The following is a 25,665-nucleotide window of genomic DNA, read 5'->3' as shown; positions in this document are numbered from 1 at the left end:
TATTTCATGGAAATATCAGCGTTTCCTGCTGAAGGAACCTAAAATACCTCTTGTTAATTCTCTAAAAATCGTTCTTCCAATTTGACGTACCATGGTATTCTTGCTCAATTCCTCAAGCAAAGATTCATCATTAGTCGTTCGAGTTGCAGTGCGAGGTTTAGGACCAGGTAGTGTAGCTTTTTCCTGTTCTTTTTCTACTTGTTCCATTTTTTGGTTGAGGATTTCAAAAGCTGACTCACGATCCAAATTCACATTGTATTTGGCAATCAAGTTTGACTTGGAAATCACTTCATCAATCTCTGAAGGACTGAGAATATCCATTCGGGTGATTGGAGCTCTTACCAATGTGTGCGCCAGTGGTGTCGGAATTCCCTTTTCATTTAAGGCTGTTATCAAAGCCTCTCCAATCCCCATTGACGTCAAAACTTCGGAAGTTTCATAAAATGGAGAAAGTGGATAGTTTTCAGCCGTTTTGGTAATGGCTTTTCGATCTTTTGCCGTAAAGGCACGAAGCGCATGCTGAACCTTAAGTCCTAACTGTCCCAAGACAGAGTCTGGAACATCAGTTGGAGTTTGGGTACAGAAATACACACCAACTCCTTTTGATCGAATCAATTTGATAATGGCCTCTATTTTTTCCAATAAATCCTTTGAGGCGTTCGAAAACACCAAATGCGCCTCATCGATAAATAAACAAAGCTTTGGCTTATCTGCATCTCCAAGTTCCGGAAAGGTTTCATAAATCTCTGAAAGCAAACTCAACATGAAAGTCGAAAATAGCTTGGGTTTACTTTGAATGTCGGTCAATCGGATTACCGAAATAACACCTTTCCCATCTTCTGTTCTGACAAAGTCATCTACCTCAAATGATCGCTCCCCAAAAAACTTATCAGCTCCCTGCTGCTCCAATTCGATAATTTTGCGCATGATCGTATTAACAGAGGCAGCAGAAACTTGCCCAAACTCATTTTTAATTTGTTCTTTTCCCTCATTATTAATGAATTGAAGAACTCGCTTAAGGTCCTTTAAATCCAATAAGGGAAGATGATGTGTATCACAGTATTGAAAAATTAAGGCAATGACTCCACGCTGGGTATCATTCAAATCCAAAATTTGAGAGATGAGTACCGGCCCAAATTCTGATACAGTCGCTTTGAGCCGAACACCTTTTTCATCGGAAATCGACATCAGTTCAACAGGTAGACCCATTGGCTCATATTCTACTCCGATTTTTTCAGAACGGCTTATGATAAAGTCCTTTACTTCTCCAGGTTGAGCTAAACCAGATAAATCTCCTTTCAAATCCATCAAAACAGAGGGAATACCCTTCAAAGAGAGTTGCTCGGCAATCACTTGGAGTGTCTTGGTCTTCCCGGTTCCTGTGGCCCCGGCAATCAGTCCATGACGGTTCATGGTCTTTAGAGGAACTTTTACATTGGCTTCTGTAATCGCTTCTCCATCCAAGATGCCTGTGCCTAAGATGATAAAGTCCTTTTTATAGGTTTGACCTTCGTTTAAAGTTTGAATGAATTGATCTCGACGGTTCATGGATTTTTGATTTCTAAAAATGAAACTATAAAAAAAACCTTGATGCCGATGGCAAAAAGGTTTTTTTGAGAGAATTTTGGATAATTAATAAGTGACTACAGGCTCAAGTGCTTTTGCCTGAGCAATGAAATCAGCAACCTTTTCAGCATTTGGAACAACCCGCGTCAAGCCTTTCTCCTCTTGGGTTTTAACCAAGGCAGCATGAAGATTTTCTGCATTTCGATTACGAAGTTCTTTTACAGTATCCACACCAGCTGCTTTTAGAAGTTCTGCAAACTGACTTGCGATTCCATTAATTCTGAAAAGATCAGCCATATTAACCCACTTCAAGATATGACTTGCGTCCAATCCTGTAGCCTCAGCAAGCTTTTGTCTTCCTGCTCTTGTGGCTCCCTTTTCCAAAAGTCCTTCAACAGTTTTTACTCCTGCTTCTGCAAGCTTTGCTTTGTAAGCAGGTCCAATTCCTTCGATAGCATCAATTGCTTTTCCCATAATTTGAATAGTTTAAAATGATTAAATTTCCTTTAAAGGTTTATAAATTTAGGATGATATTAAATAAAGACAATTTTTTTATGCTTAAATCTCATTCATCAAATTTTTAAAAAATCCTCTTTTGGAAACATTAACTTTGTGAATCCGCTTTAGTCCTTAATTTTCCGGAAATACTTAAAGCATCTCATCATCTTGAAAAAAACAGTACTTCTATTTTCAATAGCACTTTTGCTTGCTTTTTCCTTTCGTGTTCATAGTCAGGGAATCCCTAACCTAGGCCAAACCGACCAGTGGATGAAAGGGGCATTGGCTGCAATGGAGAGAAATGATTATCAAACAGCCAATCAAATATTCAGAAACCTAATTGATTCAGGACTCCCTCTTCCTAATGAAATGCCCTACTATTTTGCTTTAACCTTGTATGAATTAGGCCAATATGACAACAGCTCAAACTTCCTTAACAAGTATTTTGATTTAAATGGCTTTAATGGGGAGAATTATGATTTGGCAAAAAATCTACAGGAAGACCTCAAGGCTCCTATAGCTGAAATCAAAGCCTGTCAATTGTGTGACAACAAGGGCTATAGATGGGAAACTTGCCCAACCTGCTCCGGTTCAAAACAAATTCAACAGGACTGTAGCTATTGCCGAGGTGTTGGAGTAGTAGGATGTAGTCGATGTGCCGGAAAAGGTCTAATCACCAAGCGTAACATTTTTAATATCGTAGAATACTTCGAATGTGATCGCTGCTCAGGAAAAGGTCGATTGGATTGTCCCACTTGTAACGGTAGCCTAAAAGAAGTGAGTGATTGCAAAACCTGCAGAGGTTTAGGCTATTTGTCGGGAGAAATTATTTGTGATCATAAAGAACACGATCACTCCAGCGAAAAATAAAAAAATCGGCCCTTAAGCCGATTTTCTTTTTACTTACAAAATTTTGCGAGAGCATCCTCTGCTCCAGGATATTCCAGACTTTTTGCCAATTGGAAATCCTCACAAGCGCTTCGCTTTTGCTTAAGTGCCACTTTAAGCATTCCTCTATTGAAATAAGCTTGCGCGAAGTTTTTATCTAACTGAATGGCATTTCCATAAGCTTTCATGGCATCTGCTGTATGCCCCATGTGATGTAAAGCTCTTGCCTTCATAAAAGAAGCCATAGCGGGTGCACCTGAAATTTCTTCAGCTTTGGACGCATAAATCAATGCCCTTGAATAATTGTCTTGAGAATAATGCAAATTGGAGATTGCCAATAAAACCTGAAAGTTATTCGGTTCAATTTCTAAAGCCTTTTCAAAATCCGCAATTGCGGAATCCAATTGCCCTTGCTCCTCATGAGCTCTTCCCCGATTGAAAAGCAAGATCACATCATTGGGATTGTATTTCAAATCCTGAGAGTACTCATTTACCGCCTCCTCATAGGCTCCTCGATTAAAAGCACGGTCTCCTTCACTACTGGATTTACCGGTACAAGCAAAAGTGGCCCCACTGATAAGTAAGGCCACTCCTAAACGATAAATTATTTTCATTCTAGTTGGTTTAGACTGCCACGTTATTTTCTCTTAATGCATCATTTAGAGAGGTTTTGAGGTCAGTTGAAGCTTTGCGCTTTCCAATGATTAAAGCACATGGAACTTGGAACGTTCCAGCTGGGAAATCTTTAGAAATTGTCCCAGGAATTACTACTGAACGTGGAGGAACATATCCTTTATACTCTACAGGTTCTGAACCAGTTACATCGATGATCTTTGAGCTAGCTGTTAGGGTTACTCCTGCTCCTAAAACTGCTTCTTTTCCTACTCGAACACCTTCGACGATAATTGCTCTTGAACCAATGAAAGCTCCGTCTTCCACGATCACTGGAGCTGCCTGAATAGGCTCCAAAACTCCACCGATACCTACACCACCACTTAAATGAACATTTTTGCCGATCTGTGCGCAAGAACCGACAGTCGCCCAAGTATCAACCATCGTGCCACTATCCACATAAGCTCCGATATTAACATAACTTGGCATCATCACAACTCCACTAGCCAAATGTGCTCCATATCTAGCTACAGCATGAGGTACTACCCGTACACCCTGCTTTGCATAGTTGGTCTTCAATGCCATCTTATCATGAAACTCAAATGGACCAACCTCAATAGTCTTCATTTTTTGAATTGGGAAATAAAGAATCACTGCCTTTTTGATCCAGTCATTTACCTGCCACTCTCCATTTGGAAGAGGCTCAGCTACTCTCAATTGACCAGCATCCAAATCAGCAATCACTGTTTTGATCGCGATCTCGGTGTTTTTCTCTTTTAACAATTCCCTGTTTTCCCAGGCCCTTTCGATAATTGTTCTGAGTTCCATGAATTTGATTAGTTTCGTTTATGAGTGATCAAAAAGCCCACATGATTTCGGTTTTGTTTGCTTCCTCCCTAAAACCCATACTGGATTCCAGATCTTTTGGGAGGCTGGGCTTTTCGCTGCGTGAAACAAATAAATACCAATTAAACTTCATAGGATTTTCCAGCAAATCACTACCAAAATCAGCTGAAGATCGATTTTTTGTTTCTATCAATGATTACCATTCTCGATGGCAAAGGTTTACTTTCCCTTTTAGATTGGGCTTTCTTCTATTGAAAATCAAACCCAAAGTCCTGATTTGCTGCAGTTGGGAAACACTACTTGTAGCAAAGTTTTTAAAGCCTTGGATTAAGTACAAGTTGATTTATGATGTTCAGGAAAACTATGTTCAAAACCTCAAACTCAATCCAAACTTATCGGTTATAAAAAGGACCCTGGCTAAATGGATAATTCAAAAATCAGAAAAACCAAACAAGATTGATTTTCACATTTTCGCTGAAGCCTGCTACGCAGATGAAATGCCGGAAAAGAAACCAAATCTAATTCTTGAAAATAAATATCTAGGACCTGATTTAATTCCTTCACCAAAATCTTATAAAAACAAAAAGTCATTTAATTTTTTAATCACTGGAACACTAACGCCATCTTATGGAGTCTTAGAAGGGATTCAATTTTTCGAAAACATACTGGCTGATTTTCCTGGCTCTCAATTGAGAATAATCGGGCATGTAACCCTTAAAGAATTTGAAAATGAGATTCAAAAAATAGGAAAAGCAAACAGGGCAATTCATTTGGAATTGTCTACCTCACCCATCCCTCATGAAGCTGTTTTAGATGCCATCAAAAGAGCTGATTTCTTACTCTTACCATACCAGCTTCATCCAGCGATAATCAATAAACTTCCCAGCAAACTTTTCGAGGCATGTGGACTAGGTTGCCCCATAATTATCAATTCCAACCCAAAATGGGATTCATTAATCACAGAATATAATCTTGGGATTTCAGTACATTATAACCAAGTCCGAAAAGCAGCTAATGAGTTTCATTCAGGACTAAATTCTCATTTTTTCGATGGTCTAGAATCAGATTTTTTTAAGTGGAATAAAGAAGGCAAACTCTTTCGCCAATTAATCGAAGATCTTTTAGCCTGATAAAAATTGGTGGAAAACTATCCACTTTATCCACTCCCCTCCCTTTTTAGAAACCAATTTTTGATTTTGGGAAACTGAAATTCTAAAGTTCATTTCATCGCTTTTTGATTCAAAACCGTATTTGAAAGATTCACATCTTATTTATTCATAGACCTTTACAGATATTTTTTATTTTGCCTCAAATTATTTTTAGATAAGGCTAATTTCATAATCACATTTGAAAATAGGTTTTCCACAGCTGATTTAGATATTAATAAATATTATTTTAGCTATATCTAAATTAATTTTTATATTTGTTTCAAATTTGATTGAAAATGAATTTGACTGCAGCAGAAGAGAATTATTTAAAGGCCATCTATCACCTATCAGATGGAGCCAGTAAGTCAGTTTCGACGAATGACATTGCAGCTGAGATGAAGACAAAACCTGCCTCCGTTTCAGATATGCTTCGGAAGCTTGGCGAAAAAGGTGTGATTAACTATCGGAAATATTACGGTGTCAACATTACACCTGAAGGCAAAAAATTTGCGCTTCAAACAATTCGAAAGCATCGCCTATGGGAAGTGTTCTTGGTTGAAAAACTAAACTTCGCTTGGGATGAAGTTCATGAGGTAGCAGAAGAATTAGAACATATTCAATCTCCCCTACTTATTCAGCGGCTCGATGCATTTTTAAACTATCCAAAGTTTGATCCACATGGCGATCCGATTCCAGATGAATTTGGAGATGTAAAAGCACGACCTAGAGTTCCAATCAGTGAAATGGAAATCGATCAATCAGGACAAATCGTTGCAGTCAAGGATAGTTCGGCAGCCTTCCTTCGCTACATGGATAAAGTCGGCGCATATATCGGAGCAAGAGTAAAAATCCTAGACAAGGTTGAATTCGATGGCTCTGTCGAAATCCTAGTAGATCAAAAGAAAAGCATTTTCATGTCCAAAGATGTAGCATCAAATATTCTCGCTATTCAGTCATGAAAAGGGTTATTGTTGTTATACTTTTAACTATCGGAATTTTTTCCTGCAAAAGCTCTTCTCCTGAAAATCGGGAGAAGCCTTTGATCGTGGCTACTACCAGCATCTTGGCAGATGCAATATCCGAAATAATGGGTGATTTGGCCGACGTACAACCCCTTATGCCTGCCGGAGTGGATCCTCATCTTTACAAAGCATCAGTCAGAGATTTGGATTTGCTGACTAATGCAAATTTGGTGGTTTACCATGGTTTATTTCTTGAAGGTAAAATGACTGAGATTTTTGAAAAATTGGCCTACAGTCAAAACCTCATCAATATATCTGAAGACCTACCCGAAAGTAAATTGCTACGATCAGGGCCTGAGGCACACAGTGTAGATCCTCACATTTGGTTTGATGTGCTGCTTTGGGAAATGGCATTGGAGGACACCATAGAAAAACTAATTCAATGGAAGCCTGAATGGGAAACGCAAATCCGAGAAAATTGGAAGGCTTATCAGAAAGAACTTCAAGGGCTGAATGCTTATGCTGAAAAAATAACCGGAGAACTAGTTTCATCTGGACAGGCCATAGTAACAGCTCATGATGCTTTTGCTTATTTTGGAAAGGCCTACCAAATCGAAGTGAGAGGCTTACAAGGACTTTCTACTTTGAGTGAACCTGGACTTCGCGATTTAGGAAATCTAGTTCAGTTCATTATTGACCAAAACATCAAAGCTGTTTTTGCAGAGCAAACCATTTCTCCCAGAGCATTGAATGCTTTGGTACAGGCATGTGAAAAACGCGACCACCCTATCCAACTAGCTGGCCCTCTATTCACCGATAGCTTAGACGCTCCTGACACTGAAGCGGGGACCTACATTGGAATGGTACGAACCAATCTTAACACCATCTATCAAGCCCTATTGCCATGATCAAGCAAGTAACGCAACCAATCCTAGAAATTCACGATTTGACGGTTAGCTACGACCAAAGTCCGGTATTGTGGAATGTGGACTTCAGTTTACCTGCTGGAAAACTGATCGGAATACTTGGCCCGAATGGTGCTGGAAAATCCACTTTGATCAAAGCAATTATGGGATTGATCGAACCAAACAGTGGTTATGTGAAGATTTTTGATCAGGACTTAGATAAAGTTCGGAACAAAATCAGCTACGTGCCGCAACGGGAATCGGTTGACTGGAATTTTCCTGCCTCGGTTTTAGATGTGGTTTTAATGGGAACCTATGGAAAACTGGGACTATTTAAGCGACCTGGAAAAAAAGAGAGAGAATTAGCACTTTCCTGCCTGGAAAAAGTTGGAATGACTGCTTATGTTCATCGACAAATTTCTGAACTGTCGGGTGGTCAGCAACAGCGCGTGTTCATAGCAAGAGCCTTGGCACAAGAAGCTGATTTGTATTTAATGGACGAACCTTTTGCCGGGGTTGATATGAATACAGAAACGGCGATTTTCAACTTGCTTCAGGAAATGAGCCAAAGTGGAAAAACCGTAATCGTGGTACATCACGATATTTATTCAGCTGTTAATTATTTCGATTGGTTTATAATGCTGAATCTTCATTTAGTAGCCTCAGGACCCAAAAACGAAGTAGTGACTGAGGAATTGCTCAGAAAAACCTATGGTGGAAAGTTGAACTTACTTTCTAAAGTATCCGAACTCATCCGACAGAAAGAATTTAATCCTCTCAAAGACTAATGGAAGATTTTCTTTATTTCTTTTCTTTTCAGGATGCATCCATAGCTTTTGTGGTTTTAGGAATTACGCTACTAGGTATCGGTTCTGCCTTTGTCGGCACGTTTAGCTTTCTAGACAATAAAGCATTACTTGGGGATGCAATTTCACATGCTATTCTTCCGGGAATTTGTTTGGGCTTTATGCTGGCAGGAGAAAAGAATCCATTTTTTATCGTTGGTGGAGCGATTGCATCTGGAGGTCTTGCCACATACTTGACTTCCTGGCTAAAAGATAATACCAAATTAAGCGAGGACTCCATCATTGCTGTCGTCTTATCGGTTTTTTTTGGAATAGGTATTGTTTTTTTGACCATTATTCAAAAGAGTGGAAATCCTGAAATGGCAGGTCTCAATCAATTCATTTTCGGAAATGCTATTGGTATCGTAGAGCGTGATCTTTGGATATATGGAGGTCTTTCTATAGGAATAATTGGGGTTTTGGTCTTTATGCTCAAAGAATTCCAAATCCTTGTTTTCAATCCTGATTTTGGAAAAGCTTTAGGGCTACCAATGCACCACATACGATTGGTTTTTAACATCCTAATCATTTTAGCTGTGGTTATCGGCATTCAAGCTATTGGAGTGGTATTGATGGCTGCCTTATTGATTACCCCTGGAGCAGCAGCAAGATTTTGGACAGATCGATTAAAAACACTTTTAATACTAGCAGCAGTTTTTGCAATCATTTCAGGCATTTTCGGAACCTATATTTCTTACACTCTTCCGCAAATGCCAACAGGTCCTTGGGTCGTGGTGATCTTATCATTCATTGCCCTACTCTCCTTTCTATTTGCCCCTAAAAAAGGCATCCTATTTCGCTTCTATCATCGAAAAAAATATATCGACAAAACTCAGCGGGATCACGTCTTGAAGAGCATTTATAAAGCAGAAGAGTTAGGAAAACCCGCTTTGAGTCTTGAGGAGTTAACTCATATTTATCCTCACCAAAAGCAAGCAATTAAAAATTCAATCAAGGAATTAGAAAAAGAAGGTCAATTATTTATAAATCAAAACCTTATAAAACTTACAAAGCCCGGAAAGATGGAGGCTAAACGAATTGTGAGACTCCACCGACTTTGGGAACTTTATCTCAATGAATACATGAATATCGCTCCAGATCATGTCCACGAATCTGCTGAAAAATTGGAGCATTTATTAACCCCTGAACTGGAAGCATTATTGGAAACTAGGCTGAATTTTCCACGCTTGGATCCCCATCAGGAAACAATCCCAAGAGACCATGATGACATTTGACCAAAACGCTTTTTTGATCATATTCACCGCTTCCCTGATAGCAATTTCTTGTGGACTGTTGGGAGTTTTTATGATGCTCCGAAAAATGGCAATGACTGGAGATGCTATCTCCCATGCTGTTTTACCTGGTATTGTTATTGGCTTTTTGGTTTCCGGAACACAAAGAGGCTTGGAAGTAATTGTAGGAGCAGGAATCTTGGGAATTCTTGCCACTTTGATGATTGATTGGCTCCGTAAAAAAGCAAGAGTACAATTGGATGCTTCTATTGGAATTACCTTTACCCTCCTATTCGCTATAGGAATTATTTTAATCAGTGCCTTTGCTTATCGAGTTGACTTAGACCAAGAATGTGTCCTTTATGGTGAAATAGCTTATTTACCGATTGATTTATGGATAACTGATGCGGGAAAAAGCCTAGGACCCCGAATCATGTGGTTAGCAATTCTGAATCTAATTTTGGTTCTGAGCTTTATCACCTTATTCTATAAAGAATTAAAACTGACCAGTTTTGATGAAAAATTTGGAGTGGTGATTGGTATTCCGGCTTCTGCTATCAACTTAGGCTTAATGAGTATGGTATCCTACACAACCGTCAGCAGTTTTGAAGCTGTAGGTGCCATTTTGGTTGTTGCTCTCTTGGTTGTCCCACCAGCCACAGCATTTCTTTGGACTCGTCAACTTCGACAATTAATCCAATTAACTTTGATTATTGGAATTGCAGTTTCTTTGTTGGGTTATTATTTGGCCTATTTATTGGACTCTTCCATTGCGGGCATGATGGTAACTGTCGCAGGAATTATTTTCTTTGTGTCAGTAGGATTAACTCGATACCGATCCAAAATAAAATTCGGAACCCAAAATGAAGCAAAGGCGTTTAGTTCGTAGTATGAAAAAATTAATCTTCCTTTTCGGATTTCTATTTCTCGCAGCAACTGCATATTCTCAAGAAAAAATCACTTGGCTAAAATTTGAAGAAGCTGTTGCAGCCAATCAATCCAATCCAAAAATGCTTTTGGTGGACGTTTACACCGATTGGTGTGGATGGTGCAAAAAAATGGATGCTGAGACGTTCACTGATCCAGAAGTAATTGAATATATCAATGCTAATTTTTATGCTGTCAAGCTAAATGCTGAGGACACTCAACGCACTTTTGATTTCATGGGAAAGAAATTCAGCGAAGCCCAAATGGCTGCAGCCATGCGCGTGCGATCCTATCCTAATTTTGTGGTAATAGAACCAAAGCTTCAAAATATAGCTCAACTTCCTGGCTATAGAGAACCTGATGCTTTTCTTGCAGGTCTCAATGAATTGATTGAAAAGGCCTTCCGACCTAAACCATGAGCTTTTCTTTAGCTGAACAGCAAGACACCATCGTCGCTTTAGCAACTCCTCAGGGAGTAGGTGCCATCGCGGTTATTCGTCTTTCCGGAAAAGACGCTATCCGATTAACCAATCAGGTTTTTTTTGGAAAAGATCTAGAAAAACAAGCCAGCCATACGATTCATTTTGGGACTATTAGAGATGGTAAACGAATTATAGACGAAGTTCTTGTATCAGTTTTTATTGCGCCAAAATCTTTCACAAAAGAAAACGTGGTGGAAATTTCTACCCACGGCTCTTCTTACATTATCAATCAGGTCATTCGACTTTTGGTCAAAAAAGGAGTTCGTCCTGCAAAACCCGGTGAGTTTACTCAGCGAGCCTTTTTAAATGGACAATTTGACCTAGCGCAAGCTGAGGCTGTAGCCGATTTGATAAATGCTGACTCAGAGGCTTCACATGCAGCTGCTCTCAATCAAATGCGCGGAGGCTTTTCTTCAGAAATTCAAGAGTTGCGAGCTCAATTAATTCATTTTGCATCCCTTATTGAACTGGAATTGGACTTTACGGAAGAGGATGTAGAGTTTGCCAGCCGGGATGATCTTCGGGTTTTGGTTGAAAAGCTACTACGAGCTGTTGAAGAATTGATTTTGAGCTTTGACTTAGGAAATGTCATCAAAAATGGCGTTCCTACTGTCATCGCAGGGAAACCGAATGCTGGGAAATCTACTCTTTTAAACGCCCTCCTCAATGAGGAAAAAGCGATCGTTTCTGATATTGCCGGAACAACTCGCGATTTTATTGAGGATGAAATCAACATCGGCGGGGTTATTTTTCGATTTATCGATACTGCTGGTTTACGAGAAACAACCGATACCATTGAAGCTATTGGGGTAAGCCGTACTCAGGAAAAAATGAAAACCGCTTCCTTGATTTTGTACCTTTTTGATTTGAGTGATACAGATTTGGTAGAAATCAATCGGGACATCAACAAGCTCGAAAATTTGGGAGTCCCCTATTTGAAGGTCGCAAATAAGATTGACAAAGCGAATCCAGAATTAGTCAAAGAATTAAAGGAAAAACACCCTGATACCATTTTTATTTCTGCTGATAAAAAGGAAAATCTTGACGGATTGAAAGCCAAAATTCTGGAGTTGGTAAATCTTGATAAATTCAAGACTGGAAATACTGTTGTCACAAATATTAGACATTACGATAGCCTTACTAAAACTCGGGAATCTTTATTGGAAGTATTAGGAGGATTGGATAATCAAGTCACCAATGATTTTTTGGCAATGGATATCAGAAGGTCACTCTATTTTCTTGGAGAGATTACGGGAGAGATCACAACAGATGACCTATTAGCAAACATCTTTTCAAAGTTCTGTATCGGGAAGTAATTCCTCCCCTTCTCATGAAATTCGAATAACAAATTATTTTGTTTTCAATATTAATCGTAATATTGCAATATAATAATAAATGAAATGGGAGTAACTAAAACAGAACTTTTCACAGACGTGCAAAATCATATTGCAATTGCCGCAAAGGCATTTGCTCATCCAGCCCGGGTCGCAATTATTCAATATCTACTAAAAAGCAATGTTTGTATTAATGGGGATTTGGTTCAGGAGTTAGGCCTGGCCCAAGCAACCATCAGTCAGCACCTCCGGGAATTAAAAGACATTGGCATTATTCAGGGAACTATTGAAGGCTCACGAATTAGCTATTGCATCAATCCTGAGCGATGGGCTGAAATTAAAAATCAGTTTAATGAAATATTCAATCAATTTGCGTCTCCATCTTCAGGAGATTGTTGCTAAAAAAATTTATTCCTCTTTATCGTAATATTGCAATTAAATGAACTTATCAGAAATCAAATCAGCATTGTCAGAGTTAAACGAAGTAGTATTTATTCTTCCAAGTGGCAAACAAATTCCTCCCTATTTCCATGTAACTGAAGTAGGAAGCATTCAAAAACACTTCATCGATTGTGGAGGAACGATCCGCAAAGAATCAGTTATCAACTTTCAGCTATTTACATCTACCGATTATGACCACCGATTAAGCGCTCATAAACTTCGCTCTATTATTGAACTATCAGAGGAAAAACTTGGACTGGAAAATCTTGAAATTGAAGTAGAATATCAGGGAGATACAATCGGTAAGTATGGATTGAAATTTCAGGACGGTAAATTTCTTCTAACAAGCACTCAGACTGATTGCCTTGCGAAAGATAAATGCGGGATACCTCAAGAAAAACCAAAAATCAGGCTTTCTACCAAACAAATTCAGAAAGATGCTTGCATCCCTGGCTCTGGTTGTTGTTAATAATATTAAAGCCTCTTAAGCATGCCAACAAAAAAACTTGGAGTATATCCTGAGCTTTTAACATCGATTGAAAAGGCAAGGCAACTGATTATACCGGAAGATCGAATTCGAGTGCTTAATCCTCTTATCGAATATATTCAATCAAAAATCGATCAGGGACAGGAAATCAACCTCAACTTTATTTGTACCCACAATTCCAGAAGAAGTCAGTTCTCCCAGATTTGGGCACAAACAGCAGCCGACTATTTTGGAATTCCTGCTAATTGCTACTCCGGAGGTGTTGAAATTACCGCATTCAATGAGAGAGCCGTTGCATCAATCAAAAGAAGTGGTTTTAAGGTATCAGCTAAAGGTGATGCTAATCCTGTTTATTATGTTTTTCATTCGGATGACAAGGAAGCCATCACTGCGTTTTCCAAACTCTTTAATGACCCCATCAATAAGGGCTCACAATTTGCGGCCGTGATTACCTGTTCTCATGCAGATGAAAACTGTCCTTTTATTCCTGGAACAGAAAAAAGAATCCCTGTCAGGTATGAAGACCCCAAGGAGTTTGATAATACCTCCGAGGAATCGGCAAAGTATGATGAGCGATCGTTGCAAATAGCAAGTGAGATGTTTTATGTATTCTCGAATGTGAAAATGCCAGCATAAAGGAAACTCTCGTTTTTCATTTCAATTTCATTCTATTGAACATTATCCAATGTTTACTTTGCCAACCAAAAGCATTACAAGTTTTCTCTTTTTTTAGTGGTTCTTCTCATGAATCACCTTCCACTTTTTACTGATTTTCAAGCATCTAACAAGCATTACTTGATTTTTAGCTTTTAATTCAACTTACAAAAATTGACGTTGGAATAGATTATTTTGGTTTGTGCATTATTTATAAGTAAAATCCAAAATTAAATTTTGTAATAATTAAATTATACAATAGCTTTCGTCTGATTATCAAGTAGTTTTCGATTTTTTCTACCCTTAAATTAAAACTTATGAAAGTCGGAATATTAGGCGGAACCAACCTAGGTAAAACCCTAGGCAAAAAATTTCTTGAGGCCGGAGTTGATGTAGTTTTCGGTGTAAGAAGTGATTTTGATACAGAACTTCCAGAATGGAAAATTCTCAATAGATTTTATAATCGACTCTGCCCCTATGAGTCTGCCATTATCCAATCAGATTTTGTTTTGATCTGTTGTGATGATCAATACCTGCCTGCTATTTGTGAAAGCTTAAAAGGTGTGGATTTGGATGAAAAAATCATCATTGATTGCACCAATAGGCTAGATAGTAATGACTTGTACAAGTCCAATACTTTACAAATTCAGGAAGCCATTCCAAAAGCTATTCTATTCAAAGCCTTTAATAACCTTGGACTAGATTATCCTGAGGCAGATATATTAGGCTTTGTAAAAGAAACTTATTTCTGTGGAAACTCGCTAGACCATAAAAAACAGGTCAAGCGATTAATCGAATTGATCGGTTATAAAGCTATTTATGCAGGAATGCTGGAAAATGCTATACTCTTGGAAGCATTCTACCATCTCAGCCAGGAAATAAAAAGAAACAGAGAAAATAATGACCATTATCACTTTAAATTGATTGCTGTTTAATTTTTGAATTTTACTGGGATTTAATCGCCCTTCAAAACCTGCTTTTTCTATTAATTTTTTTAGTTTCGGGTGTTAAACGAATACCAAACAGCTTTATATCCTAAAGCCCTTATCACTCGAATGGAAAAAACCTCAAAAAAAATCCTTGTAATCGACATTGGTGGTTCAAATGTAAAAATCCTTGCATCAGGCGCAAAAGAACGAATTAAGATCCCTTCAGGCCCTGATTTCACACCTGAAAAGATGGTTCCTTTGGTGAAAGAAAATGCCTCCAACTGGGAATATGATATGATTACAATTGGATACCCTGGGGTAGTCAAGCACAATAAAATTATAAATGACCCGGTTAACATGGGTTCTGGTTGGTCTAAATTTGATTTCGAAGCAGCATTTGGAATGCCCATTAAAATTCTAAATGATGCTGCTATGCAGGCCTTGGGAAGTTATGAAGGGAAAAAACTTTTGTTTTTAGGCTTGGGAACTGGTTTAGGCACCGCAATGGTGTTGAATCATACCATTATCCCGATCGAGGGAGGACATCTCCCTTACAAAAAATCAACTTTTGAAAACTACCTCGGTAAAGCTTATTTGCAGAAAAACGGGCAAAAACGCTGGGAAAAGCATGTCAGAAAAGTGGTAGAAATATTCTCTGATGCGCTTCAACCAGACGATATCGTCTTAGGGGGAGGAAATTCGAAATTATTGCAAAATCTTCCAGGTGGATGTAGATTGGGAACCAATCAAAATGCCTTCAAAGGAGGTTTCAAAATGTGGGAAGAAGACTTTTGGATTTAACCAAAAGTCTTTAATGTTTTAGGGTAACCAACCGCTTCAAATAGTCGCCATAGCCGCTTTTTCCTAATCGGTCAGCAGCTTTCAAGAGTTCCTCTTTACCAATAAATCCCGATCTATAGGCAATTTCTTCTATACAGCCTATTTTCAATCCTTGTCGCTCCTCAATGACCTCTACAAATTGGGCCGCCTGAAGCAATGATTGATGCGTTCCAGTATCCAACCAAGCAGTACCTCGATTCAAAATAGCCACCTGCAAAGCATCCATCTTCAAATAGGCATTATTTACGTCAGTGATTTCTAACTCTCCTCTTGGGCTGGGCTTGATATTCTTTGCTATTTCTACAACTCGATTATCATAAAAATAAAGCCCAGGAACAGCATAATTAGACTTGGGATTGGTGGGCTTTTCCTCAATGCTAATGGCTTTTTGGTTCTCGTCAAATTCAACTACACCATATCTTTCAGGATCGGTCACATGATAAGCAAAAACCACTCCCCCTTCGGGATTTGTATTTTCCTTTAAGGTCTTATGCAATCCAGAACCATAAAAAATATTATCGCCAAGAATTAGCGCTACTTTATCATTTCCAATGAATTCTTCACCGATAATGAATGCTTGGGCAAGTCCTTCAGGTGCCGGCTGAACTGCATATTGAAAATTACACCCAACTTGGCTCCCATCTCCTAACAGCTTTTGAAAGGACCCTGAATCTTCTGGAGTGGTGATAATTAAAATATCCCGAATGCCTGCCATCATCAAAACAGAAAGCGGATAGTAAATCATCGGCTTGTCGTATACCGGCATCAACTGCTTGCTTACAGCGATAGTCAATGGATATAATCTAGTTCCTGAGCCTCCAGCTAAAATAATTCCTTTCATAGTCTTAAAACAATTATCAATTGCACGAAAATATTCGGACAAAGCTACGAATAGACAGCTATTTCAAAAAATAATTTGGTGACTTCCCTTCTTTGAATGAATTTCTATTTGATTCATTTGTGACTTTTATCTTATTCATTGATTTTTTTGACATTCTTCAAAAAATCTAGCTCCGGGAATCATTTACCTAAACAAATCCTTATTTCTCCGTTTATATCTGAGAATTGATTAATGAGGCTTTATCGTTTATTAGTAGAATCCTGAAAAAATGAACCAACAATATTCGAAACTAAAAAAGGCAATTGAGGTATTTCATACTTATGGAATTACCCTGACTGGACACCGCAAGAATGACCATTTTATCCAAAAACTAAATATGGATCCGATTTTTGTGAACGGGCTGATTTTTGAATTGGAGTATCAACTTCAACTTTATCTCCAAGATGAAAAGCTACGAGAAGTATCGACGCCAAAGGAATTAATCTCCCTACTTCTGGAAATTCCTCAGAATAATTAACAGGGAGCCAGAAAACAATAAATAAGCTTCTTGAGCGTGATTACAGAGAAAAACACTCTTAATCATTCATGAAGAAGCTTTTTGTATTAGTCATTTTTCTTTTTCAAAGCACTATTTCTCATGCCCAATCCTGGACAGCAGAAGACTACGAAAAAATGGATTGGAGAGGTTTTCTTCGTCTGGAAGCTATATACCAAGAATTGGATCCTAAAGAAATTGACTATCCCCTACTTCATGCTGCAATATTTTATATAACCAATGAGCAACGGGAAATTCATGGTTTGCCACAATTGGCCTATTCCTTAAAAATTGAGCTTCTTGCTGCTGATCATGCTCGGGACATGGCGAGATACAATTTTTTCAGCCATCAAAGCAAAATTCGAAACAAACGAAAGCTTCGGGACAGATTTCAAATTCAAGGATTAAATCCAAACCTAATCGCTGAAAATATCAGCAGTACAGCTGGATTGGATTATGAATATGGTAGACAAGTTAGTCCTCCTCAAACTCCAGGAGAATTTACTTATGCAAACAAAAAAGAGGCAATTCCTTCCCATACTTATATCTCCTATGCAAAAGAGGTTGTAAGACTTTGGATGGAATCCCCTGGTCATAGAGCAAATATCCTCAACCCCTCTTTCAAAAGATTGGGTTGTGGCTCTCAGGTTTATGGAGAGAAAAATTTTTTCAATATGCCTTATTTTATGAATGTTCAATGTTTCAGCGATTAAAAGAATATGACAAATGACGTATGGTTTTGTGTAGTCTTAAAAGCGAGTTTTGAATCGTTACACTAAACTTTCTAAAACATGAAACTCAAGTTTTTTAAAATTCTTTTTCTCGCTACCGCAATTCTATGGGTTGGTACATCTTGCAACAATGATGACGATGAACCTCAGCAGCAAACGCAGGCAAACCCGATCCCAACTCCCGGAGATGCAGATGGGATTTTAGCTGCCATCAAAGCTAAGTCTAACCTACCATCCGGAACTCCTAATGTTCCGGGTATTTCGGATATTTTGCTAGACGTGGCGAATGCAAATTTCTATTCCTCGTCCGGAGGAAATAGCAGTTTGGTAAATGTCGGGGATGTAAGCCTCAATGATTTTCCACTTCAAAATCTAAACAATACCTACGTAAACGACTTCACGGACGTGACTTTGGGCATCAATTCGGGCCAGAATAATGATTGGGTCGTAGCAGGAGCAAATGGTTTTGACGGGTTTACTCATACTACTGGAAAAGTAATGCCAGGTGTGGTGAGATTCACTGCCAGTATTCCAGATGATATTTCAATCTCCGGGGATGTTTCTTTAAGCATAGAAAGTATCCCTTCCAATGTGGACAACTTGCTTTGGGTAATTTCTGATGGTAATGAAGTTGTCACCAAAGAAGCAAGAAGTACAAGCGTGACCTTCTCTTCATCTGAACTTAGCGGTTTGAGATCAACCAGTCAGGGAATCGTACAGGTAGCAGCTTACAATACTGAAAGCAGAACTGTCGGCGGAAAGAAGATTTACTTCATCAATGAAACTGTAGACAGCAAGTTTGTCTCTTTGAATTAAGGTCAATAAAACTTAACACAGAGCCGGTTTGGATTCAAATCGGCTTTTTTTATACCGCAATTCGCTTCCATCTCCCTTTTCGGAACAGATACCAAGCGACCACAGCGTGCAAGGAATGCGCCACTGCTATGGCAATAAAAATCCCCAAATATTTCAAGTCAAAGACAAAAGCCAAACTGTAGGCCAAAGGAATTTCCAAAAACCACAGAACGCCAATATTAATCCAAGCAGGAGTTCTAGTATCTCCAGCCCCATTGAAGGCCTGTGTAAGAACCATTCCAACCGCAAAAAACACATAGCCCATAGCAATTACCCAAAGTCCTTGAGAGGCGATACCCTGAACTTCAGTTATATCAGTAAACAAACCTGCTAATTGATCTGAGAAGAAAATATAAATTCCAGTCACGGCAGCCATGAAAATAACACAATAGCGAGTCGTCAACCAGACGGCTTCTTCAGCCCGAATAGGTTGCTTTGCTCCCAAATTCTGACCAACCAATGTTGCAGCAGCACCAGAGATTCCCCATGCTGGTAAAATTGTAAAAATCAAAACCCGCATGGCAATAGTGTACCCAGCTAAGGCAGCTGAACCAAATTCAGCATTCATTCGAGTCAAAGCAACCCAAGAAATAGAATCAATCAGAAACTGCCCCATTCCTCCCACTGCGATATCAATAATCTTCTTAATAGTATTCCATTTTACTTGAAGGCTTTCACGCGATATCCAAAGCTTGTGCTTTCCATTCAATAAATGGTAAAGCTGAAAAATTACGCCTAAGCCTCTGCCGGTAGTAGTTGCCCAAGCCGCTCCTTCCAAACCAAAGCCATCAAAACTTCCAACACCAAAAATCAATATAGGATCTAAAATGATATTAAACCCATTGGCAATCCAAAGGGAGCGCATGGCATGATGTGCCTGCCCAGCACCTCGAAAAGCACCATTAATCAAGAAAAGTAAAAGAATGGCTGCATTTCCCCCAAAAATTATCCGTGTGAAACTAGCTCCATTTTGAACAACATCCTGCTCAGCACCCATCAAATAGAGAATATCCGGAGCGAATAAAACCCCTAGAATGCTAAAAATAAGAGAGATGCTTCCTCCTACTAATAAAAGCTGAAAGGCTGAAGCTCCAGCTTCCTTATATTCTTTTTCCCCAAATCTTCTTGAAATCAATGCTGTGGCAGCCATGCTAATTCCAAAACCCACAGCATAAACCAGTACAATAACCGATTCGGTAAGGCCCACCGTCGCAATAGCATCTTCTCCAAGCTTTGCAACAAAGAAAATATCCACTACCGCAAAGAGGGATTCCATCATCATTTCCAAAATCATAGGAAGCGCCAAAACGAAAATGGCCGTCTTAAGAGAAAGCTTGGTAAAGTCTTGCTCCTTTCCTGCTAAGGCATCCTTTATCAGTTGGAAATTCATAAAGTGAAGTAAAAAATTGATAGAAGCGCCAAAAGTACTCTTTTTTTCAGAGCCTTAGCCTTTTACCTTGAAATAAATCGAATTCAAATTCTCCTTGTCTCCTCCTTTTATTTCAGGATATTTGAAAAGAATTTGAACTCTACTTGAGTTTAAGAAGTTTCCAAAAAACTCGTCCACCTATGGACCTTGAATCCATAACGTGAATTATAATGAATAGAAAACCAAGAGTAGTTGTCGGCCTATCAGGAGGCGTCGACAGTTCTGTAGCAGCAGCCCTTCTTATTGAGCAAGGATATGAGGTCATCGGCATGTTTATGAAAAACTGGCACGATGAATCAGTCACGATTTCCAATGAATGTCCGTGGATGGAGGATTCTACCGATGCCATGCTTGTGGCTGAAAAATTGGGAATACCCTTCCAAGCCATTGATCTCAGCGAGGAGTATCGGGAACGAATTGTAGATTACATGTTTGCCGAATATGAGGCGGGCCGTACGCCAAATCCAGATATTCTCTGTAATCGGGAAATCAAATTTGATATTTTTCTCAAAGCTGCTCAGAAGCTTAAAGCGGATTTTGTAGCAACAGGTCATTATTGCCAAAAAGGAGAAATTTTGGTGGATGGAAAGCCTGTTTACCAATTGAAAGCTGGTGCGGACTCAAACAAGGATCAAAGTTATTTCCTATGCCAATTGACCCAAGAGCAATTGTCAAAGGCACTTTTCCCTATCGGACACCTTCAAAAATCAGAAGTTCGCCAAATAGCCAAAAACCTAGATCTAATCACAGCAGAGAAAAAAGACTCTCAGGGTTTGTGTTTTATTGGAAAGGTTCGGCTTCCTGAATTTTTACAGCAGCAACTCAAGCCCAAAAAGGGGCCTATCATTCAAATTCCAGAAAATCTTCCTGAGTTTGCTAAGTATCAAGTTCCAGCAGGAATGGACTATTCCGAGTTAGATCAGGAAACCTTGGATAATTTAGCCTTACCTATTCGGTACAAAAAAGGTCAGGGAAAAATAGTCGGTGAACATAATGGTGCGCATTATTTTACCATAGGACAAAGAAAAGGTCTTCAAGTCGGTGGTACTGGGAAGCCGCTTTTTGTAATTGCAACAGATACGATTGAAAACGTAATCTATACCGGATTAGGAGAAGACCATCCAGGCTTGCTCCGTCATGCTCTTTTTGTAAAAAAAGACCAGGTTCATTGGATACGAGAAGATTTGCGTCTTCTGCCAGGACAAAGTACCGAATACAGTGCTAGAATACGTTACCGTCAACCACTCACAAAAGCTACCTTAATTCAAAAAGAAAATGGATTATATGTTCTTTTTGATCAGCCACAACGTGGAATCGCTTCCGGTCAATTTGTAGCTTGGTATGATGGAGATGAGTGTATTGGTTCAGGTACCATCTTTTAAGAAATTTCCAATCAAACATAACTGTGATTGAAATTCTAAAAGAAACTGAAGATTGGATTGCCATCAATAAGGCGGCCGGTCTTTTGGTTCATCGCACCAAAATAGCTGCTGAAGAAAAAGAGTATTTTGCACTTCAGCTTTTACGGGATCAAATTGGGCAGGCAGTCTATCCAGTTCATCGTTTGGATAGACCAACCTCAGGGGTGTTACTTTTTTCAAAGAAAAAAGAACTTCTACCCCTGTTCAAAGCTGAATTTGCTGAAAGAAGGGTTAGAAAAAACTACCTGGCTCTCGTTCGAGGAATCCCATCATTGGAACAAGGAAGCTTTGATCGTGCATTAACCAACGAAAGAAGTGGGAAACTTCAAGAAGCTAAAACTGATTATCAAGTCGTAAATTCGGTTGAAATTCCATTTGATACCACAGGCCGCTATCCTACGAGCCGTTATTCACTCTTATCTCTTCAGCCATTTACAGGTAGAACTCACCAAATTAGAAGACATTTAGCCCAAGCACGGCATTACATCCTTGGAGATAAAAAGCACGGGGACAATAAACAGAATAAATTTTTTGAGCAGCAATTCAATCTCCAAAACCTTCTATTGCATGCCTCTGAATTAAGTTTTCAAGATCCAGTAAGTCAACAAAGTGTGTCCATTCATTCTGAAATTCCTGTACACTTTCGGACGATTTTAAAGGAATTGGGATTTCCTGTTGAAGAAGTTTAGGAATGGCTATTAGCCTTTGTTGCTTTTATTTTATTTTCAGCCAAATAAATCACGAAAATGAAAAATGTTTGCTTAACCCTAGGGCTTGTTTTGGTCCTTTCAGCTCCTTCTTGGGCCCAAAAGAAGGATATTGAAAAAAGATTTAAAGAAAAAGAAGCCATCGGCCACTTCTCTTATTTAGCCTCAGATGAATTGATGGGACGTGACCCCATCAGGCCTGAGATAGCAATGGCATATAATTACATTGCTGACCAACTAAAAAAATATGGAACCCAACCTTTACCAGGTGCGGACGGCTATTTTCAAAATATCCCTTTTAGACTCTCCACTCCACCAAAAGAAGGAAACTTGACTCTGGGAGATTCTAAATTTTCTCAAGGTCAGGAAATGCTTGTCTTAAATGGAGATGCTATTTCGGGAACCTTTGAAGTAGTGGATTTAGGGTTTGGAAATCCTGAAGATTTTGCTGGAAAAGATCTAAAAGGAAAGGTAATTGTAACCAACGTAGGAGCACCGGATCGGATGAGTCCCGCCCAGCTTTTTTCGGCTGGTCGGGAAAAAGCTGCACGAGCTCAGGAAGCGGGAGCGGTTGCCCTTATCGAGAAATTCAATATCCCATCAGTTCCTTGGCAATTGATTTCAAATTTTTTGAATCGTCCTACTTTAGGACTAGACCAAGGTGAAAGCTCCAGTTTGCCATATTTATGGGTAAAAGATTTAGAAAATTCTCTAGCCAAAAAAATCAGTGATGGAGCAGTCAAATCCGCTCAATTGGATATTAAAGGAAAAGAAAATCGAGCAATTGATGGAAAAAATGTAATTGGCTGGATTGAAGGAACAGATGATAATCTAAAGGACGAATACGTCCTACTTTCAGCTCATTACGACCATGTGGGAGTAGGCACTCCAGACGCAGCAGGAGATTCTATATACAATGGTGCACGAGATAATGCAGTTGGAACAGTGGCTGTTTTGAATGCTGCCAAATACTTTGCTAAAAACCCACCCAAGAGATCGGTGATTTTTGCACTTTGGACAGCTGAAGAAAAAGGACTTCTTGGATCGGCTTATTTTGCCAATAACCCTTTGGTTCCTTTGGATAAGATTATCTTCAACTTAAATATCGATAATGGAGGCTACAATGACACGGAAGTCATCACAGTCATTGGTTTAGGGCGAACTTCAAGCGATCCATTGATAAGCGAAGCTGTAAGTGAATTTGGATTAGAAGCTATCGCTGACCCAGCTCCTGAACAGGGCCTATATGACCGTTCTGATAATGTAAATTTTGCTAGAAAGGGAATTCCATCTCCAACCTTCTCTCTAGGATTCCGGGCATTTGATGATGAAATCAACAAATACTATCATAAGCCGGGTGACCAAGTAGACAATTTTGATTTGGATTATGCTGTCAAGTACTGGAAGTCTTACATCCTTGCAGCAGAATTAATCGCTAATGATCCAAATAAACCACTTTGGAATGCTGGCGATAAATATGAAGACGTTTCCAAAGAGCTTTATGGATTGAAATAACCAAATTCATCTTAACAAAAAAGGTCGGCTTCAAACCGACCTTTTTTATTTCTTCATCATCCATTTTAGAAAAGCATTCCTGCTATGGTAGCTGTCATTAAACAGGCCAAAGAAGCTGCGAAAAGTGAAATTAAACCAAGTTTACTTAGCGTTCCCTGCTTATTAGGAGCAATGATTCCAATACCTCCCAATTGAATTGCAATGGAGCTAAAATTGGAAAAACCACACAAGGCATAGGTTGCAATGACAATGGACTTATCAGATAGTGTACCTGCAGCTTTCATCTCAGAAAGGCTTAAATAAGCCACAAATTCATTGATTACTGTCTTCTGCCCCAGCAAACTTCCCACTTGCAAGGTATCAGCCCATTCTACCCCGATCACCCAAGCAAATACCCGGAAAATCTGACCAAAGATATATTCCAAAGAAAAACCTGAGAATTGTCCCCCAGTAGAATCCAAAACAAAGCCGTTGATTCCTGTGACCCCACCGACGATATCTTCCAGGAAGTAATTAACAGCCCCAATGACAGCGATAAACGCCAAAAGCATCGCTCCAACGTTCAATGCCAACTTCAATCCTTCAGAAGCCCCAATGGACATGGCGTCAATTAAATTGACTCCCATGCTTTCTTTATTTACTTCCAATTTTTCCTGCACTCTATCCTTTTCCACTTCAGGAATAAAAATTTTAGAAAGAACAATAGCTGCTGGAGCGTTCATAATACTTGCGCCCAATAAATAGGCTGCAAACTTACTTTGCTCCTCCAAACTATCTCCACCCAAAAAAGCAACATAACCAGCCAAAACCCCACCGGCGATGGTGGCCATTCCACCTGTCATCAAACACATCAATTCGGATTTGGTCATGTTTGGAATGAAAGGACGAACGAGTAGAGGTGCCTCAGTTTGTCCCAAGAAAATATTTCCAGCGGCAGAAAGACTTTCCGGACCAGATAATCGCATAGTTCGAGCCATAACCCAGGCTATCCCAAAAACCACTTTTTGTAATATGCCCAGATAATATAAGCCTGCCGAAACAGTGGAAAAGAAAATAATGGTAGGCAATACCTTGAAAGCGAAAATAAATCCGAAACTATCGCCTGCAAGATCACCGAATATAAATCGAGCCCCTTCTTCGCTAAAACTCAAAAATTTCACAAATGCACTGGATAGAGCGGAAAAGCCACTTGCAACAAGAGGAACTTTTGTAATCAACAAACCAAAAACCAGTTGTAAACCAATTCCAATAAATACCAGTCTCCAGTCGACTTTTTTTCTATTAGCTGAAAAAATATAGGCAATAACTACAATGACAAATAGTCCAAATGCTCCTCTTATATAATCCATAAATGTTTGTATGATTCAATCGGGCCTAAAAATAGAGAAGCGAACCACAAGAAAAAAGCCTGATTGCTCAGGCTTTCATTAAAATTTAATTTCGCTTGTTAATTTCATCCCGAATTCGGGCCGCTTTTTCATAATCCTCATTGTTAATTGCCTTTTCTAGCAATTGATTTAGCTTGTCTAAGCTATAATCTTTTAAGGATGGTTCTTTTTTAGCGGAGAAACCGGGTTTCGCGGAAGGTTTCGAAGTCTGGGGCTCGGTACTTTCTACATCGAAGTGCTCTACACCACCTTCAGACATGACTTTTTCACTGCAGAAAATCGGGCAGCCAAATCGAATCGCAATCGCAATAGCATCAGATGGTCTGGCATCAATGTCCACATCAGCTAACTCACTTTTGCATACAATTTTGGCATAATACACCCCCTCTTTCATATCAGTGATCACAATCCTATCGATTTCAAAATTGAACCCATGCGCAAATGATTTAAACAAATCATGCGTCATAGGGCGATTAGGTACAATCTTTTCAATTTCCAAAGCAATGGCTTGTGCTTCAAACATGCCGATGACGATGGGCAACCTTCTAATCCCACCAACTTCCCCTAAAACCAGTGTGAATGATCCTGACTGGGAGTGGTTTGACGAAAGACCTAAAATTTCCAGTTCGATTTCCTTTTCCACAAAA

The 25,665-nt window shown here is 39.1% G+C and carries 28 protein-coding genes; 20 read left to right on the top strand and 8 right to left on the bottom strand.

Features of this window, described 5'->3' with window-relative positions; translation table 11 throughout:
• Positions 1-15: 15 nt before the first annotated feature.
• Complete coding sequence (locus NY014_RS03265) at positions 16-1,548, bottom strand: DUF853 domain-containing protein (protein ID WP_259413098.1); 1,533 nt, start codon at positions 1,546-1,548, stop codon at positions 16-18.
• Positions 1,549-1,632: 84 nt separating this feature from the next.
• Positions 1,633-2,040: a DUF4332 domain-containing protein gene (locus NY014_RS03260; protein WP_259413097.1), complete on the bottom strand. Its 408-nt coding sequence runs from the start codon at positions 2,038-2,040 to the stop codon at positions 1,633-1,635.
• A 192-nt stretch (positions 2,041-2,232) separates the two neighbouring features.
• On the opposite strand from NY014_RS03260, the gene NY014_RS03255 reads away from it, so the two are divergent.
• Positions 2,233-2,934: an outer membrane protein assembly factor BamD gene (locus tag NY014_RS03255; RefSeq protein ID WP_259413096.1), complete on the top strand. Its 702-nt coding sequence runs from the start codon at positions 2,233-2,235 to the stop codon at positions 2,932-2,934.
• 29 nt (positions 2,935-2,963) lie between these two features.
• Here the strand turns inward: NY014_RS03255 and NY014_RS03250 are convergent, their stop codons facing one another.
• On the bottom strand, positions 2,964-3,566 hold the full coding sequence (locus NY014_RS03250) for a tetratricopeptide repeat protein (protein ID WP_259413095.1): 603 nt from the start codon (positions 3,564-3,566) through the stop codon (positions 2,964-2,966).
• A gap of 10 nt (positions 3,567-3,576) precedes the next feature.
• The gene (locus tag NY014_RS03245) at positions 3,577-4,392 is read right to left on the bottom strand and encodes a 2,3,4,5-tetrahydropyridine-2,6-dicarboxylate N-succinyltransferase (RefSeq protein WP_259413094.1); all 816 of its coding nucleotides are present in this window, start codon (positions 4,390-4,392) and stop codon (positions 3,577-3,579) included.
• Between the two features lie 20 nt (positions 4,393-4,412).
• Between NY014_RS03245 and NY014_RS03240 the strand changes: the two genes are divergently transcribed.
• The 13 genes from NY014_RS03240 to NY014_RS03180 all read left to right on the top strand — a co-directional run bounded on the left by NY014_RS03240 (position 4,413) and on the right by NY014_RS03180 (position 15,557).
• Positions 4,413-5,540 (top strand): glycosyltransferase, encoded by a 1,128-nt coding sequence (locus NY014_RS03240; RefSeq protein WP_259413093.1) that lies wholly within the window; start codon positions 4,413-4,415, stop codon positions 5,538-5,540.
• A 314-nt stretch (positions 5,541-5,854) separates the two neighbouring features.
• Complete coding sequence (locus tag NY014_RS03235; RefSeq protein ID WP_259413092.1) at positions 5,855-6,517, top strand: metal-dependent transcriptional regulator; 663 nt, start codon at positions 5,855-5,857, stop codon at positions 6,515-6,517.
• Entirely contained in the window at positions 6,514-7,428 is a 915-nt protein-coding gene (locus NY014_RS03230; protein ID WP_259413091.1) for a metal ABC transporter solute-binding protein, Zn/Mn family, read from the top strand. The genes NY014_RS03235 and NY014_RS03230 overlap by 4 nt, the downstream gene beginning before the upstream one ends.
• Complete coding sequence (locus tag NY014_RS03225; protein WP_259413090.1) at positions 7,425-8,213, top strand: metal ABC transporter ATP-binding protein; 789 nt, start codon at positions 7,425-7,427, stop codon at positions 8,211-8,213. Before NY014_RS03230 ends, NY014_RS03225 begins: the two co-directional genes overlap by 4 nt.
• Entirely contained in the window at positions 8,213-9,505 is a 1,293-nt protein-coding gene (locus NY014_RS03220) for a metal ABC transporter permease (RefSeq protein ID WP_259413089.1), read from the top strand. Before NY014_RS03225 ends, NY014_RS03220 begins: the two co-directional genes overlap by 1 nt.
• Positions 9,492-10,391 carry a metal ABC transporter permease gene (locus tag NY014_RS03215; protein ID WP_354003157.1) on the top strand — a complete coding sequence of 300 codons (900 nt, stop codon included), beginning with the start codon at positions 9,492-9,494 and terminating at the stop codon, positions 10,389-10,391. The genes NY014_RS03220 and NY014_RS03215 overlap by 14 nt, the downstream gene beginning before the upstream one ends.
• A 1-nt stretch (position 10,392) precedes the next feature.
• A complete protein-coding gene (locus tag NY014_RS03210; protein WP_259413088.1) occupies positions 10,393-10,848 on the top strand; it encodes a thioredoxin family protein in 456 nt (151 codons plus the stop codon).
• Positions 10,845-12,227: a tRNA uridine-5-carboxymethylaminomethyl(34) synthesis GTPase MnmE gene (gene mnmE, locus NY014_RS03205; protein ID WP_259413087.1), complete on the top strand. Its 1,383-nt coding sequence runs from the start codon at positions 10,845-10,847 to the stop codon at positions 12,225-12,227. The genes NY014_RS03210 and mnmE overlap by 4 nt, the downstream gene beginning before the upstream one ends.
• Positions 12,228-12,311: 84 nt before the next feature.
• The gene (locus tag NY014_RS03200) at positions 12,312-12,647 is read left to right on the top strand and encodes an ArsR/SmtB family transcription factor (RefSeq protein ID WP_259413086.1); all 336 of its coding nucleotides are present in this window, start codon (positions 12,312-12,314) and stop codon (positions 12,645-12,647) included.
• Positions 12,648-12,684: 37 nt separating this feature from the next.
• Entirely contained in the window at positions 12,685-13,155 is a 471-nt protein-coding gene (locus NY014_RS03195) for a DUF6428 family protein (protein ID WP_259413085.1), read from the top strand.
• 21 nt (positions 13,156-13,176) lie between these two features.
• Positions 13,177-13,809, top strand: coding sequence for a low molecular weight phosphatase family protein (locus NY014_RS03190; protein ID WP_259413084.1), 633 nt, complete (start codon positions 13,177-13,179; stop codon positions 13,807-13,809).
• Positions 13,810-14,144: 335 nt separating this feature from the next.
• The gene (locus NY014_RS03185; RefSeq protein WP_259413083.1) at positions 14,145-14,762 is read left to right on the top strand and encodes an NADPH-dependent F420 reductase; all 618 of its coding nucleotides are present in this window, start codon (positions 14,145-14,147) and stop codon (positions 14,760-14,762) included.
• A gap of 120 nt (positions 14,763-14,882) precedes the next feature.
• Positions 14,883-15,557 carry an ROK family protein gene (locus NY014_RS03180; protein ID WP_259413082.1) on the top strand — a complete coding sequence of 225 codons (675 nt, stop codon included), beginning with the start codon at positions 14,883-14,885 and terminating at the stop codon, positions 15,555-15,557.
• 10 nt (positions 15,558-15,567) lie between these two features.
• On the opposite strand, the gene rfbA is transcribed toward NY014_RS03180, so the two are convergent.
• On the bottom strand, positions 15,568-16,437 hold the full coding sequence (gene rfbA, locus NY014_RS03175) for a glucose-1-phosphate thymidylyltransferase RfbA (protein ID WP_259413081.1): 870 nt from the start codon (positions 16,435-16,437) through the stop codon (positions 15,568-15,570).
• A gap of 268 nt (positions 16,438-16,705) precedes the next feature.
• On the opposite strand from rfbA, the gene NY014_RS03170 reads away from it, so the two are divergent.
• The 3 genes from NY014_RS03170 to NY014_RS03160 all read left to right on the top strand — a co-directional run bounded on the left by NY014_RS03170 (position 16,706) and on the right by NY014_RS03160 (position 18,519).
• Positions 16,706-16,954, top strand: a complete 249-nt coding sequence (locus NY014_RS03170; protein ID WP_259413080.1) for an acyl carrier protein — start codon at positions 16,706-16,708, stop codon at positions 16,952-16,954.
• Positions 16,955-17,022: 68 nt separating this feature from the next.
• Positions 17,023-17,685, top strand: a complete 663-nt coding sequence (locus NY014_RS03165) for a CAP domain-containing protein (RefSeq protein ID WP_259413079.1) — start codon at positions 17,023-17,025, stop codon at positions 17,683-17,685.
• Positions 17,686-17,763: 78 nt separating this feature from the next.
• A complete protein-coding gene (locus NY014_RS03160; protein WP_259413078.1) occupies positions 17,764-18,519 on the top strand; it encodes a hypothetical protein in 756 nt (251 codons plus the stop codon).
• Between the two features lie 49 nt (positions 18,520-18,568).
• Here the strand turns inward: NY014_RS03160 and NY014_RS03155 are convergent, their stop codons facing one another.
• Positions 18,569-19,948, bottom strand: a complete 1,380-nt coding sequence (locus NY014_RS03155; RefSeq protein WP_259413077.1) for an MATE family efflux transporter — start codon at positions 19,946-19,948, stop codon at positions 18,569-18,571.
• 209 nt (positions 19,949-20,157) lie between these two features.
• On the opposite strand from NY014_RS03155, the gene mnmA reads away from it, so the two are divergent.
• Genes mnmA through NY014_RS03140 form a run of 3 tightly spaced genes read left to right on the top strand, consistent with a single transcriptional unit; the run spans position 20,158 to position 23,630 of the window.
• A complete protein-coding gene (mnmA, locus tag NY014_RS03150) occupies positions 20,158-21,369 on the top strand; it encodes a tRNA 2-thiouridine(34) synthase MnmA (RefSeq protein WP_259413076.1) in 1,212 nt (403 codons plus the stop codon).
• Positions 21,370-21,392: 23 nt separating this feature from the next.
• Entirely contained in the window at positions 21,393-22,097 is a 705-nt protein-coding gene (locus NY014_RS03145; RefSeq protein ID WP_259413075.1) for a pseudouridine synthase, read from the top strand.
• 57 nt (positions 22,098-22,154) lie between these two features.
• Complete coding sequence (locus NY014_RS03140; protein WP_259413074.1) at positions 22,155-23,630, top strand: M28 family peptidase; 1,476 nt, start codon at positions 22,155-22,157, stop codon at positions 23,628-23,630.
• A gap of 65 nt (positions 23,631-23,695) precedes the next feature.
• Here NY014_RS03140 and NY014_RS03135 read toward each other — a convergent pair whose 3' ends face one another.
• Positions 23,696-24,979, bottom strand: coding sequence for a NupC/NupG family nucleoside CNT transporter (locus NY014_RS03135; RefSeq protein WP_259413073.1), 1,284 nt, complete (start codon positions 24,977-24,979; stop codon positions 23,696-23,698).
• A gap of 85 nt (positions 24,980-25,064) precedes the next feature.
• Entirely contained in the window at positions 25,065-25,661 is a 597-nt protein-coding gene (locus NY014_RS03130; protein ID WP_259413072.1) for a bifunctional nuclease family protein, read from the bottom strand.
• Positions 25,662-25,665 lie beyond the last annotated feature (4 nt).

Source organism: Algoriphagus limi, assembly GCF_024919275.1.
Lineage (GTDB): Bacteria > Bacteroidota > Bacteroidia > Cytophagales > Cyclobacteriaceae > Algoriphagus > Algoriphagus limi.
This window is presented reverse-complemented; position numbering and strand designations above follow the sequence as displayed.

Excerpts from the sequence above, each read along its gene's own strand:
- NY014_RS03265 (WP_259413098.1), bottom strand. The coding sequence starts at position 1,548 with ATGAACCGTCGAGATCAATTCATTCAAACTTTAAACGAAGGTCAAACC.
- NY014_RS03260 (WP_259413097.1), bottom strand. The coding sequence starts at position 2,040 with ATGGGAAAAGCAATTGATGCTATCGAAGGAATTGGACCTGCTTACAAA.
- NY014_RS03250 (WP_259413095.1), bottom strand. The coding sequence starts at position 3,566 with ATGAAAATAATTTATCGTTTAGGAGTGGCCTTACTTATCAGTGGGGCC.
- NY014_RS03245 (WP_259413094.1), bottom strand. The coding sequence starts at position 4,392 with ATGGAACTCAGAACAATTATCGAAAGGGCCTGGGAAAACAGGGAATTG.
- NY014_RS03240 (WP_259413093.1), top strand. The coding sequence starts at position 4,413 with ATGAGTGATCAAAAAGCCCACATGATTTCGGTTTTGTTTGCTTCCTCC.
- NY014_RS03235 (WP_259413092.1), top strand. The coding sequence starts at position 5,855 with ATGAATTTGACTGCAGCAGAAGAGAATTATTTAAAGGCCATCTATCAC.
- NY014_RS03230 (WP_259413091.1), top strand. The coding sequence starts at position 6,514 with ATGAAAAGGGTTATTGTTGTTATACTTTTAACTATCGGAATTTTTTCC.
- NY014_RS03225 (WP_259413090.1), top strand. The coding sequence starts at position 7,425 with ATGATCAAGCAAGTAACGCAACCAATCCTAGAAATTCACGATTTGACG.
- NY014_RS03220 (WP_259413089.1), top strand. The coding sequence starts at position 8,213 with ATGGAAGATTTTCTTTATTTCTTTTCTTTTCAGGATGCATCCATAGCT.
- NY014_RS03215 (WP_354003157.1), top strand. The coding sequence starts at position 9,492 with ATGATGACATTTGACCAAAACGCTTTTTTGATCATATTCACCGCTTCC.
- NY014_RS03210 (WP_259413088.1), top strand. The coding sequence starts at position 10,393 with ATGAAAAAATTAATCTTCCTTTTCGGATTTCTATTTCTCGCAGCAACT.
- mnmE (WP_259413087.1), top strand. The coding sequence starts at position 10,845 with ATGAGCTTTTCTTTAGCTGAACAGCAAGACACCATCGTCGCTTTAGCA.
- NY014_RS03200 (WP_259413086.1), top strand. The coding sequence starts at position 12,312 with ATGGGAGTAACTAAAACAGAACTTTTCACAGACGTGCAAAATCATATT.
- NY014_RS03195 (WP_259413085.1), top strand. The coding sequence starts at position 12,685 with ATGAACTTATCAGAAATCAAATCAGCATTGTCAGAGTTAAACGAAGTA.
- NY014_RS03190 (WP_259413084.1), top strand. The coding sequence starts at position 13,177 with ATGCCAACAAAAAAACTTGGAGTATATCCTGAGCTTTTAACATCGATT.
- NY014_RS03185 (WP_259413083.1), top strand. The coding sequence starts at position 14,145 with ATGAAAGTCGGAATATTAGGCGGAACCAACCTAGGTAAAACCCTAGGC.
- NY014_RS03180 (WP_259413082.1), top strand. The coding sequence starts at position 14,883 with ATGGAAAAAACCTCAAAAAAAATCCTTGTAATCGACATTGGTGGTTCA.
- rfbA (WP_259413081.1), bottom strand. The coding sequence starts at position 16,437 with ATGAAAGGAATTATTTTAGCTGGAGGCTCAGGAACTAGATTATATCCA.
- NY014_RS03170 (WP_259413080.1), top strand. The coding sequence starts at position 16,706 with ATGAACCAACAATATTCGAAACTAAAAAAGGCAATTGAGGTATTTCAT.
- NY014_RS03165 (WP_259413079.1), top strand. The coding sequence starts at position 17,023 with ATGAAGAAGCTTTTTGTATTAGTCATTTTTCTTTTTCAAAGCACTATT.
- NY014_RS03160 (WP_259413078.1), top strand. The coding sequence starts at position 17,764 with ATGAAACTCAAGTTTTTTAAAATTCTTTTTCTCGCTACCGCAATTCTA.
- NY014_RS03155 (WP_259413077.1), bottom strand. The coding sequence starts at position 19,948 with ATGAATTTCCAACTGATAAAGGATGCCTTAGCAGGAAAGGAGCAAGAC.
- mnmA (WP_259413076.1), top strand. The coding sequence starts at position 20,158 with ATGAATAGAAAACCAAGAGTAGTTGTCGGCCTATCAGGAGGCGTCGAC.
- NY014_RS03140 (WP_259413074.1), top strand. The coding sequence starts at position 22,155 with ATGAAAAATGTTTGCTTAACCCTAGGGCTTGTTTTGGTCCTTTCAGCT.
- NY014_RS03135 (WP_259413073.1), bottom strand. The coding sequence starts at position 24,979 with ATGGATTATATAAGAGGAGCATTTGGACTATTTGTCATTGTAGTTATT.